A 12,972-nucleotide genomic window follows, 5' to 3' on the forward strand; every position below is an offset into this window, starting at 1 on the left:
CGTCCCGCGGCGCGCCCGCTGCGCCGCTTACAGGCCGTACCGTGCGATCACATCGAGGTGCCGCTGCTCGTCCTGGTCGCAGGCTTCGGCCAGGCGCAGCCAGCACATCCGATGCGGCCAGCCAGCGGTGGCCTCGAGCAGGAACCGGTGCAGCGCCAGCGGGGGCGCCTCCTGTGGCTGCGCTATCGTGAACAGCACCCCCGGCAGCGTCTCGCCGTCGGCCTGGGTGTCGGCAAGCTGGTAGTCGTCCGCGCTGTGGGTCCACAGCTTCCAGCCGCGGTCCTTGACCGCATCGGAGAATGCCGCCCAGGCTTCCTCGCCCGGATGCACGCCGTCCACCAGCCAGCTCGCCGCATGCCCGCCGCTTTCCAGCAGGTGGACCTCGGCATAGGTAGGCATGAAGCGACTGCGTTCCTCTTCATCCTCCGGTGCCGGATGCACCAGTTCGGCGTCGAACACCACCCAGTCGTCCACACGCTGGCGCCGGTTGGCTGGCGCGTTCTCGACGATGCGCGCGGTGACCGGGCCGGTCCGGCGCGCGTAGTACTCGATCGGGTCGCCACCGTCCATGCAGCGGATGATCACCCAGCCGAAGTTCTCTTCGACGGGGCCTTCGGTGCTGTCCAGTTCCATGCCGACTGCGGCGGCCGACGTCCGCACGGCCGCCCACTCGCGAGCCGCGCTGGCTGCCGTCATATGGTCCCAGTGTGCGCTGCGCGGTTCCTCCAGGACCTCGGTGAGATGGCGGTACTGCGCGGCGGCATCCGGGAAGCGCTGCATGGCCATCAGGGCCATCGCCAGCAGATTGCGCGCGCCGTGCGAACCGGGCGACAGCGCCAGCAGCGCCGAGCAGGCCTCCTCCAGCGCGGCCCAGTCGGACTGCTTCTGCGCGATCTGTGCCTGGCACCACAGCGCGAACACCGGCACCTGCGCCTGGTAGTGCTGCACCAGCCGTTCCAGCTCGCCCAGGTCGCCACGCTGCACCAGCAGCCGCATCAACGAATAGGCCGGGGAGGCATCTTCATGCGGGTGACGCTGCACGAACGCCCACAGCAGGGACAGCGCCTCCTCGTCGGCACCGCAGGCCGCAAGCGCCGACGCCGCCACGTCCAGCAGGGCCGCATCATCGGGTCGCGCCGCCACGGCCTGCAGCAACCACTGCGCTTCGCGCTCGGGGTCGCGCCCTTCGTTCTTCGCCCCCTCCCCGACCAGCCAGTCCAACAGGGCCTCGGCGGGCACGGGCAGGGCGGCCACAGCGGGGGCGGCCTCGATGCGCGCGGCCATCGCCGCCACGGCATCGCGGGCGCCCAGGTCCTGGCGCAGGCTGTCCAGGTGTTGGCGGGCCAGCGCCAGGTGGCGTTGCGCGGTCCACACCGCACCACGCTGCAGGGCCATGTCCACGCACAACCCCGCGATTTCGATCACGAAACGGTGCGCGCCCACCTGGGCGTAGTGGGCCAGCGTCGCGCTCATCCGGCGCCCCAGGTCCCAGCCGTTGCGTTCGGGCGCGCTGCGCACCAGCAACGCCGCCGTGTGCGCCCACATGCGCCGGTAATTCGGCGACACCTGGTTCCACGGCACCAGGGCTTCCAACGCCTCTTCATCCCGCCCCAGCTGCGCCAGTGCCCATGCACGCGACAGCCGACGCGGCACCGTGCAGTTGGCCGGCTCATAGTCGCCCTCGGCCTCCACCTCGGCCTGGCGCGCGTCGATCAAGGCCAGGGCCTCGGCGGCACGGCCGCTGGCCAGCAGGATCTTGATCCGCATTTCCGGGAAGCTGTCGTAGACCTTGCCACCATGCGCCAGCACGGTACCGGCCTGCACGTCCAGGTAGTCCAATGCGCCCTGGGGATTTCCATCATCCAGCAGCGCGTCGGCCTTCTCGCAGCTCAGGCACTGGAAGCAGGACCAGCTCGGGTCGATCCGCCCCAGGGTTTCCTCGCACACCTCGATGCGTTCGGGCACCCAGCCCGGGCCATCGATATTGCCGTAACACGCCGCCAGGTCCTGGGTCACGCACACCGACTGTGGGCACTCCACCGTGTCGGCGCGGTGCGCGCGCTCGAACAACGCCACCGCATCGCCCAGCGCGGACTCGCCCTCCAGTCGGTTGCCGACCCGGTTGCGCATCTCCCAGTGACCCACGAACACGTCCAGCCAGGGATTGCCCAGCGTCTTGCCGAGCGCACGCGCTTCGGGCAACAGCGCATCCACGCGATCGATGCGCAGCTCGCAGACCTCGTCGGTCAGCCGGGTGAGCAGCTGCGCGCTCTGCGCCTGCCCTGCCTCACCCAGATCGTCCTGCAGTTTTTCCACCCAGTTCCAGATATCCATGCGGTCGTGCCGTCCTGTAATGCGTAAAGAAAATCGAAATGTCAGCGCGGCTGCAGCATCTGCTGCAGGGCCTCGGCGATGTCGCCGAACGCGCGGTTGAGATCACTGCTGGCCGCGCCGCCGTCCTGCGCTCGTCCCTGCGCGCTGACGATCACCTTCAGCGAGCGCAGCAGCCGCGCGGCGGCCTCGGCCTGTGGATTGCCGGCGCGCATGGCCGCCAGCAGCGCCTGCACGGCCGGGTTGTCCAGGTTGAGATACAGGCGCGAGGGTGCACGTGCGACGATACGGGCAGTGAACTGCCGCGCCAGGCGCAGCGCGGCCATTGAAACGCGCTTGTCGTTCTCGTCGTCTTCGAGGCGGCGCTTCAGCTCGGCCTCGCGATCGGGCACCACCACCACCGGCAGTTCAGCCGGGCTGAAGTGCGCCGGCAGCAGCTGCTCGCCATCGCCCAGGTGGGTCTGCAGCCACGCCAGTTCGGCCTCGGGCAGCGTGTCAGTCTGGAACAGCGCGCGATTGCCCTGCTCGGTGCCCAGCTCCACCAGGCGCATGCCCTTGGCCTGGGTCCAGCGCCGCAGGAACGGCACCACGGCATAGCGGTTGCCATGCGCCACCGGCACGCCCATCGCGCGGAACAGCATTTCCTCGAAGCCGCCACCACTGTCCAGGATCACGTGCACCGCGCCACGCGACGGCAGTTCGCTGGCGCGGATGTCACCCTGCGAGCTGGGCACGCGCACGTGCTCGAGCAGCAGCTGGAAGAGCCGGTCATCACAGAGCGAAGCGCCCAGCAGAGCCTCGTTGTGCCGGGCCAGGATGCGCCGCCAGGCTTCGGGCTGCTGCCGGGCGATCTCGACCAGTCCATCGATGAGCGCCTCGCCCAACGCATGCTGCACCGCGCTGTAGATGTCGTCGCGCTGCAGGTCCTCGCGGCTGGCGGTGGGGGTCAGCCGGCTGGATTCGATCACCCCGCCAATGAAACCGGCCCACGGCGGCAGCAGGTCGCGCGCGTCGTCGTCGAGCAGCATCCCGCGCACGAACACCGACAGGTTGCGGTTGTCACTGGTGCCGTAGGTCGCGCCGTCCTGCACCCACAGCAGCCCCACCGCGTCGCTTCCGCCTTCGGCGCGCAGCGGCATGCAGGCAATCGGTTCGAAGCTGCGCTCGAAGTGCGCGGCAAATTCCAGCGCACGGCGCTGCGCCTGCAGCGGATGCAGCGCTACTCCGGCCTGCGGGCGCCACGGCGGCGGCTCGGGATTGATCGCACGCGCGTCATGGCCGATATGGATGGGTTCGCCCAGCAGCGCGCAGTAGCGGCCCAGGATGTCGCGCAGGGTCTGCTCCTGGGCCAGGTGCGTGTAGCTGCCATGCAGTTCCAGCACCACCTCGGTACCCACCGCACGCGGAGGCATTGGCGATACCGTGTACTGCTCGGCATTGCTGGACACATAGCAATGGCCCAACCCGGGTTGCTGGTAGGAGGTGGTGCGCACGGTGACCCGGCGCGCCAGCACGAATGCGGACAGGAAGCCCAGCCCGAACATGCCGATCAGCCCCTCGTCATCCTCGCCCGCCTGGCGCAGGCCACGGGTATAGCCCACGCCGACGGTGGCCAGGTAGTCGTGGATTTCCTGCTGGGTCAGGCCCGCGCCGGTATCGACGATGCGCACAATGCCGTTGACGGGATCGCCATGCACCTCGATCCGCCCGGCCTCCTGCCAGTCCGCCTGTTCCAGCCGCCGACGCACCAGCGAATCGTGCGCGTTCTGCACCAGTTCCCGCAGCGCCACCACCGGGGTGGAATACAGGTGTTTGCCAAGGACCGTCATCAATCCGTTGAGGTCGACACCGGCGCGACGGATCTCGCTGGCGCCCTGCGTGTCCAGGGGAGTCGCTTGCATGTAATCGTTTTCTCTGGCGGGAACGGAAAACTAGCACAGCCCGGCCACGGTTTGCCTGCGCGGCCGCGTGCGCCGGAAATGCCCGATTCAGATCGCGTCGATGGCTTCGGACAACCGCTCCACGGCGATGACTTCCATGCCTTTCACGCTGCCGGTCTTCGGCGCGTTCGCCTTCGGCACGATGGCGCGCTTGAAACCATGCGTGGCCGCCTCGCGCAGGCGGTCCTCGCCGTTCGGCACCGGGCGGATCTCGCCGGAAAGGCCGACTTCGCCGAACGCGATGGTCTTTTCCGCCAGCGGCCGGTCCTGCAGTGAGGACAGCACCGCCAGCAGCACCGGCAGGTCCACCGCCGTCTCCTGCACGCGAATGCCGCCCACCACGTTCACGAACACGTCCTGGTCGCCCACCAGCACGCCGCCGTGCCGGTGCAGTACCGCCAGCAGCATCGCCAGGCGGTTCTGCTCCAGTCCCACCGCCACCCGGCGCGGGTTCGACAACGGCGAGGCATCCACCAGCGCCTGCACTTCCACCAGCAGCGGACGGGTGCCTTCGCGGGTGACCATCACGCAGCTGCCCGGCTGACGGGTGCTGCCGCCGGACAGGAAGATCGCCGAAGGATTGGAGACTTCCTTCAGCCCCTTCTCGCCCATCGCGAACACGCCCAGCTCGTTCACCGCACCGAAGCGGTTCTTGAACGCACGCAGCAGGCGGAAGCGGCTGCCGCTCTCGCCTTCGAAATACAGCACCGCGTCCACCATGTGTTCCAGCACCCGCGGGCCGGCAATGCCGCCCTCCTTGGTGACGTGGCCGACCAGGAACACGGCGGTGCCGGTCTCCTTGGCGAAGCGCACCAGCCGCGCCGCGCTCTCGCGCACCTGGCTCACCGAGCCCGGTGCGGCGGTGAGCGATTCGGTCCACAGGGTCTGCACCGAATCGGCCACGATCAGCTTCGGCTTCGCCGCACTGGCGTGCTGCAGGATCGCCTCCACCTGGGTTTCGGCCAGCGCATTGACGTTGTCCAGCGGCAGGTCCAGCCGCACCGCGCGCCCGGCCACCTGCGACAGCGACTCCTCACCGGTGATGTAGAGCACCGGTAGCGTCGCCGCCATCTTCGCCACCGCCTGCAGCAGCAGGGTCGACTTGCCGATGCCCGGGTCGCCACCCACCAGCACCACCGCGCCTTCCACCAGCCCGCCGCCCAGCACGCGGTCGAACTCGCCGATGCCGGTGCTGACCCGCAGGTGCTCGGTCTGCTGCACGTCCTTGAGCGCCATGATCTTCGGCGCGTCGACCTTGCCCGCCCAGCCCGAACGGCGCGCGGCCGGCGACTTGGCCGCCGTGGCGCTTTCCAGCGTGATCTCGCTCAGCACGTTCCAGGCGCCGCACTCGGTGCACTGGCCCTGCCACTTGCTGTATTCCGCGCCGCATTCGCTGCACACGTAGGCGGTAAGCCGCTTGGCCATGTCAAATCCAATTCATTTGCTGTCGGGCAGGATAGCCGAGCCGCGTCGCAGCAACCGAGACGTGCGCCAAACGGCAACCAGGACGCCGCTCAAGCAATGCCCGGCGCGGCCGATACCGTGGCGGGCCCCCACGCCTCCCCCTCTTCCGTACTTCCAGGCTTCTCCATGACCGGCACCTACAGCCAGAGTCTCGTCGTTTTCTCGCTGCTGGTTGCCATCCTCGCCTCCTACACGGCGCTGGACATGGCGGGCCGGCTCGCCAGCACCGAAGGTCGCGTGGCCCGCTGGTGGCTGGCCGGTGGCGCCGCCGCCATGGGCCTGGGCATCTGGTCCATGCACTTCGTGGCCATGCTGGCCTTCCACCTGCCGATCCCGGTCGGGTATGACCTGGCCATCACCCTGTACTCGCTGGCAGCGTCGGTGGGCGCTTCCGCCTACGCGCTGTGGCTGGTTTCACACGCCGAGCTGCCGTGGTCGCGCCTGATCGCCGGCGCGGTGCTGATGGGGCTGGGTATCGCCTGCATGCACTACCTGGGCATGGCCGCCATGCGCATGCAGCCGGGCATCGTCTACGACCCGCTGTGGTTCGCCGCCTCGCTGCTGATCGCCATCGTCGCGGCCGGCGCCGCGCTGTGGATCGCCTTCCGGCTGCGCACCGAACAGCGCCGCCCTGCCCTGCTACGCGGGCTGGCGTCGCTGGTGATGGGCCTGGCCATTGTCGGCATGCACTACACCGGCATGGCCGCCGCCACCTTCCCCGAGGGCAGCATCTGCGGTGCCGCCAATACGGGCGGCCTGGACACCAAGTGGCTGGCGGTGCTGGTGATCGTCACCACCCTGGGCACGCTGGGCATCGCGTTGATCGCCTCGCTGTTCGACCGGCAGATGCGCACCCGCACCGGCCTGCTCGCCGAGTCGCTTGCGCAGGCCAACGAGAAGCTGCTGCAGGCCGCCCTGCACGACCCGCTGACCCAGCTGCCGAACCGCATGCTGCTGCAGGACCGGATCGAGCAGACCATCGAGAAGGCCAAGCGGCGTAATTTCAGCTTCGCGGTCATGTTCTGCGACCTGGACGGCTTCAAGGCGATCAACGACGCCTACGGCCACCAGCTGGGCGACAAGCTGCTGATCCAGGTCAGCGAACGCGTGCGCCGGCTGCTGCGCGGGCACGACACCTTCGCGCGGTTGGGCGGCGACGAGTTCGTCATCGTGTTCCAGCTCGACGTACCCGAGGACGCGGCGGTGATCGCCGAGCGCATCATCGCGACGGTGGCCGAACCGTTCGAGATCGACGGCCTGGACCTGCAGGTGACCGCCAGCCTGGGCATCGCCCTGTACCCGGCCGACGCCGGGACCGAACGCGAGCTGATGGCCCACGCCGACGCCGCCATGTACCACACCAAGGAATCGGGTCGGAACGGCTATACCTTCTTCACCGAAGCCATGCACGTCAGCGCCAACCGCCAGCTCAAGCTGCTGCAGGAACTGCGCCGTGCGATACAGCGCGAAGAGCTGGTGCTGCATTACCAGCCCAAGTTCCGGGCCGACGGCGGTGGCGTCATCGGCGCCGAAGCGCTGGTGCGCTGGCAGCACCCGGGACTGGGGCTGCTGGGCCCGGACACCTTCATTCCCATCGCCGAACGCAGCGGGCTGATCCTGCCGCTGGGCGACTGGGTACTGGACAAGGCCTGCGCGCAGCTGCGGCAATGGCACGACGCCGGGCACGTCGAGTGGTCGATGGCGGTGAACCTGTCGCCGCTGCAGTTCGCCTCCACCACGCTGCTGGATACGGTCACGCGCACGCTGGAGAAGCACAAGCTGGCGCCGCACCACCTGACCCTGGAAGTGACCGAAACCACTGCCATGCAGGACGTGGAAGCCAGCCTGCAGATCCTGCACGGGCTGACCGCGATGGGGGTGAAGATCTCCATCGACGATTTCGGCACGGGGTATTCCAGCCTGCTGTACCTCAAGCGCATGCCGGCCACCGAGCTGAAGATCGACCGCGCCTTCGTGCGCGACCTGGAAGAGAACGCGGAAGACGCGGCGATCGTGTCCTCGATCGTGGCGCTGGGGCGTTCGCTTCAGCTGCAGATCGTGGCCGAGGGCGTGGAGACCGCCGGCCAGCGCGCGTATCTCAACGAGCTGGGCTGCGACCTGCTGCAGGGCTACCACCTGGGCAAGCCGGTGGATGCCGAAGCGTTCCTGCGCAACGCCGCGTAGGTCCAGCGCCGCGGCGCACCCCTGTGCGTTCGACCCACCCGGTAGGGTCGGTTCCCAAACGACCGCCGTGGACCTTTCCGCGTTCGGTAACGCATGACCTTCAAACGCAGACGTGCCTTCGTTTCAGGTCAGGCGTTACCGGGCGTTGCACCGTCCACGGCGGTCGTTTGGGAACCGACCCTACCGGGGCGGCATCGCCATCGGTTCCGCCGGAGTGCCCCGCCCGCGCCAGCGAAATACCGGGCAGCGTTGCGCGTGGACTGGATCACCACAAACAAAAAGGCCGCCCTTCCGGGCGGCCTTTCTGCGTGCATCGCACCCCGAAGGGTCAATGCATCATGTGCACGTTCATGTTGTGCATCACCCACAGCGTGCCGGCGACGATGATGCCGATGACCACCACGGTGAAGGCCGCCGCGCTGACGTTCCAGCGCTGTTCCGACGAACGGTTCAGGTGCAGGAAGAACACCAGGTGCACGAAGATCTGCAGGATTGCCGCCACCACGATGATCACACCGGTGGTGAACACCGGCAGGCCACCCTTCATCACCGCCCAGAACGGGATGATGGTGAGGACGGCGGCCAGCAGGAAACCGACCAGGTACGACTTGACGCTGCCGTGGCTTTCACCAGCGGCGCCATGGCCGTGGTCGTGTGCGTGAGTGTCATGTGCCATTACAGCGCTCCCTTCAGGTAGACGACGGAGAACACGCCGATCCAGATCAGGTCCAGGAAGTGCCAGAACAGGCTCAGGCACGCCATGCGGGTCTTGTTGGTCGGGGTCAGGCCGTTCTGCTTGATCTGGATGAACATGATCAGCAGCCACAGCAGGCCGGCGCTCACGTGCAGGCCGTGGGTGCCCACCAGCGCGAAGAACGCCGACAGGAACGCACTGTGGTCCGGACCGAAGCCCTCATGGATGAGGTGGTTGAACTCCCACACTTCCATGACCATGAAGCCGAAGCCCAGCAGCCAGGTCAGGCCCAGCCACAGGTACATCTGGCCGACCTTGTGCTTGTGCAGCGCGATCATGCCCAGGCCGAAGGTCAGCGAGGACACCAGCAGCAGCGTGGTTTCCCACGCCACGAAGGTCAGGTCGAACAGGTCCTTCGGACCCGGGCCACCGTTGGTGCCGCCGGCCAGCACGATGTAGGTCGCGAACAGGCTGGCGAAGATGAGGCAGTCGCTCATCAGGTACACCCAGAAACCGAAGACGGTGTTCTCGCCGGTGTCGTGGTGTTCGTGGTCGTCATGGCCATGGGCCGCCGCGTGTGCGGCGTGCCCGTGGTTCACGTTGTTGGCGATAGTGCTGCTCATGCCTGCAACTCCGATTTCACCAGACCCTGCGCCTGCAGGTGACGGCGGTGCTCATTTTCAATGCGCTCCACTTCGGCAGCCGGCACGTAGTAATCCACGTCCTTGTCGAAGGTGCGCCAGATGAAGGTGCCGATCATGCCGACCAGGCCGACGATGGCCAGCCACCAGATGTGCCAGATCATCGCGAAGCCGAATACCAGGCTGAAGGCACCAATCACCACGCCCGTGCCGGTGTTGCGCGGCATGTGGATGTCGGTGTACTTGGCCGGGCGTTCCCACGCCTCACCACGCTGCTTGCGCTCCCAGAAGTCGTCCAGTTCGGTGACCTTGGGCAGCGAACCGAAGTTGTAGAACGACGGCGGCGAAGAGGTTTCCCACTCCAGCGTGCGCGCATCCCACGGGTCGCCGGTCAGGTCGGCGGTCTTCTTGCGGTCGCGGATCGACACGGCCACCTGGATGATCTGGCACAGGATGCCGGCGCCGATGATGAACGCACCGACCATCGCAATGACCAGCAGCGGCTGGTATTCCGGGTTCGGGTAGCTCTGCATGCGGCGGGTCATGCCCATGAAGCCCAGGATGTACAGCGGCATGAACGCCACGTAGAAGCCGATGAACCAGCACCAGAACGCGGCCTTGCCCCAGGTTTCGTTGAGGCGGAAGCCGAACATCTTCGGCCACCAGTAGGTAATGCCGGCGAACATGCCGAACACCACGCCGCCGATGATGACGTTATGGAAGTGGGCGATCAGGAACAGGCTGTTGTGCAGCACGAAGTCGATGGCCGGAATGGCCAGCATCACGCCGGTCATGCCGCCGATGGTGAAGGTGACCATGAAGCCGATCGTCCACAGCACCGGGCTGGTGAACTGCACGCGGCCGCGGAACATGGTGAACAGCCAGTTGAAGATCTTCACGCCGGTGGGAATGGAGATGATCATCGTCGTGATGCCGAAGAAGGCATTGACGTTGGCACCCGAACCCATGGTGAAGAAGTGGTGCAGCCACACGATGAACGACAGCACGCCGATGCACGCGGTGGCGTACACCATGCCCTTGTAGCCGAACAGCGCCTTACGCGAGAACGTGGCGATCACTTCGGAGAACACGCCGAAGGCCGGCAGCACCAGGATATAGACTTCCGGGTGACCCCAGATCCAGATCAGGTTGATGTACAGCATGGCGTTGCCGCCACCGTCATTGGTGAAGAAGTGCGTGCCCAGGTAACGGTCCAGGGTCAGCAGCACCAGGGTGACGGTCAGCACCGGGAAGGCGGCGATGATCAGCACGTTGGTGACCAGCGCGGTCCAGGTGAACACCGGCATGTGCATCAGCTTCATGCCCGGGGTACGCATCTTCAGGATGGTGATGAAGAAGTTGATACCGCTCAGTGTCGTGCCCAGGCCTGCTACCTGCAGGCCCCAGATGTAGTAGTCGACACCTACCCCTGGACTGAACTCCTTGCCCGACAACGGCGGGAAGGCCAGCCAGCCGGTCTGCGCGAATTCACCCACGCCCAGCGAGATCATCACCAGGCCCGCGCCCGCCACGAACAGCCAGAAGCTGAGCGAGTTGACGAACGGGAAGGCCACGTCGCGCGCGCCGATCTGCAGCGGCACCACGACGTTCATCAGGCCGGTGATCAGCGGCATCGCCACGAAGAAGATCATGATCACGCCGTGGGCGGTGAAGATCTGGTCGTAGTGGTGCGGCGGCAGGAAGCCTTCGGCGCCGTTGGCGGCGATGGCCTGCTGGGTGCGCATCATGATGGCGTCGGCGAAGCCGCGCAGCAGCATGACGAAGGCGACGATGAGGTACATCGCGCCGATCTTCTTGTGGTCGACCGAGGTGAACCACTCTTTCCAGAGATAGCCCCACAGCTTGAACTTGGTGATCAGGGCCAGCACGAGCAGGCCACCGATCCCCGCGCCGATCAGCGTGGAGATGATGATCGGGTCGTGCGGGATGTCAGCGAATGTCAGTTTACCCAACGGATTCATGCTTATTCTCCCGAGCCTGCGTGGCCGGTGTGACCGGCGGCGGCGTGCTCGTCTGCAGTGTGTCCGGCATGTTCGGCCGGCATGTCATGGGCACCGGCCGGCATCTCGTGGCCTTCGTGGCTTTCGCCAGCGGCGCCGTGCGACATCGCCTTGTGGTCCATGGCCTTGTGGTCCATGCCGTAGTGCTGGTTGTCGCCCATGTGGCGGGCAACGACCCAGTCGAACAGGCCGGTTTCGGTGGTACCGAAGTAGGTCACCGGGTGCCAGTCGTGGTTCTTGTCATCCACCAGCGCGGCAAACGCGGCCTGGTCCATCGGGGTGCTCTGCGCACGCACCTTGGCCAGCCACGCCTGGTACTCCTCGGGGGTCACCGAGTTGGCGTCGAAATGCATCTTGCTGAAGCCCGCGCCGCTGTAGTGCGAGGACATGCCCGGGAAGGTGCCGGTCTCGTTGGCGATCAGGTGGAGCTTGGTCTCCATCCCGGTCATCGAGTAGATCATGCTGCCCAGGTGCGGGATGAAGAAGGCATTCATCACCGAATCGGACGTGATCTTGAAGTTCAGCGGCGTGTTCACCGGGAAGGTGATTTCGTTGACCGTCGCGATGTTCTCTTCCGGGTAGATGAACAACCACTTCCAGTCCAGCGAAATGGCTTCGATCACCACCGGCTTGGTCTCGGACTCCAGCGGACGGTACGGGTCCAGCGAGTGCGAGGAGCGCCAGGTCAGCACGGCCAGCACCAGCACGATCATGCACGGGATCGACCAGACGACCACTTCGATCGCGGTGGAATGCGACCACTTCGGCTCGTAACGGGCCTTGGTGTTGCTGGCACGGTACTTCCAGGCGAAGGTGAGGGTCATGATGATGACCGGCACGACGACCAGCAGCATCAGCACGGTGGCCGTGATCAGAAGGGTCTTCTGGTCATGGCCGACCTGGCCCTTCGGGGCCAGAATGGCCGAACTGCAGCCCGTCATGAACACGGACAACGCCAACAGCAGGCCCGGGCGCAGCCAGCGCCCAAGGGATTTCAACGGAATCATCGGTCGATCCAATTGCGTAGGGAATGCCTTCTCACGCCCATCCCCACCGGCCAAAGCCGGCTGCGCCAGCCCAGGGGGGGACGGCGCAGAGGACAAACATGTCAGCCCTCTAATTTTATGCCGTCACGCACCATTTAAGAAAGGCATTGACAATGATCTGGCGCAGGAAAGGCCCGGAAACAGCTGCGACACGTTGTCGCACACCGGGCAGATCGCCGAATTCGGCACAGTCAGCCAGTCATGTATAGACAAGAACCCGTAGCGCCGGGCTCTGCCCGGCCAGCGCGGTGCCCGGGTCCATGCGAACGGCAGCCGGGCAGAGCCCGGCTCTACGTCGCGGGTTCCGGATGATCGGTCCGATTGCGACCTGCTGGATTATCGCCCAGCGCGCGGTGTGACGTCTGCGGACCGACGAAATATGTGCCCGCGCTCACATCTATATGCGCCATCCGGCGCGCTGCACGCGCCATACCCGACAAGCGGTAGGCCTCGCCTATCGAAACGCAAATTCCAACAGAAACAATCACCTTGCCTCGATCCGGCCACCTCCTCCAAGGTCGCCCACGGAGCGCAAAACTCCGCAAGTCGAAACTAGTGGATACCCCATGTCGGGAGGGCGGCTAATACAAGACCCTTCACGGGGGAATACGCCCGCCGTCTGACTTGCACGGTTTTGACCTCCCGACGCCC

General features: G+C 66.3%; 8 protein-coding genes. 1 reads left to right on the top strand and 7 read right to left on the bottom strand.

Features of this window, described 5'->3' with window-relative positions; all coding sequences use genetic code 11:
* Positions 1-27 precede the first annotated feature (27 nt).
* The 3 genes from FSZ13_RS04695 to radA all read right to left on the bottom strand — a co-directional run bounded on the left by FSZ13_RS04695 (position 28) and on the right by radA (position 5,696).
* Positions 28-2,334, bottom strand: a complete 2,307-nt coding sequence (locus FSZ13_RS04695) for a hypothetical protein (RefSeq protein WP_145478231.1) — start codon at positions 2,332-2,334, stop codon at positions 28-30.
* 41 nt (positions 2,335-2,375) lie between these two features.
* Positions 2,376-4,232 (bottom strand): ATP-binding protein, encoded by a 1,857-nt coding sequence (locus tag FSZ13_RS04700; protein ID WP_145478232.1) that lies wholly within the window; start codon positions 4,230-4,232, stop codon positions 2,376-2,378.
* An 87-nt stretch (positions 4,233-4,319) separates the two neighbouring features.
* Positions 4,320-5,696: a DNA repair protein RadA gene (radA, locus tag FSZ13_RS04705; protein WP_145478233.1), complete on the bottom strand. Its 1,377-nt coding sequence runs from the start codon at positions 5,694-5,696 to the stop codon at positions 4,320-4,322.
* 165 nt (positions 5,697-5,861) lie between these two features.
* On the opposite strand from radA, the gene FSZ13_RS04710 reads away from it, so the two are divergent.
* Positions 5,862-7,919 (top strand): putative bifunctional diguanylate cyclase/phosphodiesterase, encoded by a 2,058-nt coding sequence (locus FSZ13_RS04710; RefSeq protein ID WP_145478234.1) that lies wholly within the window; start codon positions 5,862-5,864, stop codon positions 7,917-7,919.
* A gap of 328 nt (positions 7,920-8,247) precedes the next feature.
* Here FSZ13_RS04710 and cyoD read toward each other — a convergent pair whose 3' ends face one another.
* The 4 genes from cyoD to cyoA are packed head-to-tail and all read right to left on the bottom strand — an operon-like array spanning position 8,248 to position 12,282.
* Positions 8,248-8,595, bottom strand: a complete 348-nt coding sequence (cyoD, locus tag FSZ13_RS04715) for a cytochrome o ubiquinol oxidase subunit IV (protein WP_068850260.1) — start codon at positions 8,593-8,595, stop codon at positions 8,248-8,250.
* Positions 8,595-9,236: a cytochrome o ubiquinol oxidase subunit III gene (gene cyoC, locus FSZ13_RS04720; RefSeq protein ID WP_068850257.1), complete on the bottom strand. Its 642-nt coding sequence runs from the start codon at positions 9,234-9,236 to the stop codon at positions 8,595-8,597. Before cyoC ends, cyoD begins: the two co-directional genes overlap by 1 nt.
* The gene (cyoB, locus tag FSZ13_RS04725; protein ID WP_145478235.1) at positions 9,233-11,236 is read right to left on the bottom strand and encodes a cytochrome o ubiquinol oxidase subunit I; all 2,004 of its coding nucleotides are present in this window, start codon (positions 11,234-11,236) and stop codon (positions 9,233-9,235) included. Before cyoB ends, cyoC begins: the two co-directional genes overlap by 4 nt.
* 2 nt (positions 11,237-11,238) lie before the next feature.
* Positions 11,239-12,282, bottom strand: a complete 1,044-nt coding sequence (gene cyoA, locus FSZ13_RS04730) for a ubiquinol oxidase subunit II (RefSeq protein ID WP_145478236.1) — start codon at positions 12,280-12,282, stop codon at positions 11,239-11,241.
* Positions 12,283-12,972: the final 690 nt, after the last annotated feature.

Source organism: Stenotrophomonas rhizophila, from assembly GCF_007667275.1.
In the GTDB taxonomy this organism is placed as follows: Bacteria; Pseudomonadota; Gammaproteobacteria; order Xanthomonadales; family Xanthomonadaceae; genus Stenotrophomonas; species Stenotrophomonas maltophilia_AE.

What these genes read in the sequence shown, in the direction of transcription:
- cyoC (WP_068850257.1), bottom strand. Translation starts at nt 9,236, where the DNA reads ATGAGCAGCACTATCGCCAACAACGTGAACCACGGGCACGCCGCACAC.
- FSZ13_RS04695 (WP_145478231.1), bottom strand. Translation starts at nt 2,334, where the DNA reads ATGGATATCTGGAACTGGGTGGAAAAACTGCAGGACGATCTGGGTGAG.
- cyoA (WP_145478236.1), bottom strand. Translation starts at nt 12,282, where the DNA reads ATGATTCCGTTGAAATCCCTTGGGCGCTGGCTGCGCCCGGGCCTGCTG.
- cyoB (WP_145478235.1), bottom strand. Translation starts at nt 11,236, where the DNA reads ATGAATCCGTTGGGTAAACTGACATTCGCTGACATCCCGCACGACCCG.
- FSZ13_RS04710 (WP_145478234.1), top strand. Translation starts at nt 5,862, where the DNA reads ATGACCGGCACCTACAGCCAGAGTCTCGTCGTTTTCTCGCTGCTGGTT.
- radA (WP_145478233.1), bottom strand. Translation starts at nt 5,696, where the DNA reads ATGGCCAAGCGGCTTACCGCCTACGTGTGCAGCGAATGCGGCGCGGAA.
- cyoD (WP_068850260.1), bottom strand. Translation starts at nt 8,595, where the DNA reads ATGGCACATGACACTCACGCACACGACCACGGCCATGGCGCCGCTGGT.
- FSZ13_RS04700 (WP_145478232.1), bottom strand. Translation starts at nt 4,232, where the DNA reads ATGCAAGCGACTCCCCTGGACACGCAGGGCGCCAGCGAGATCCGTCGC.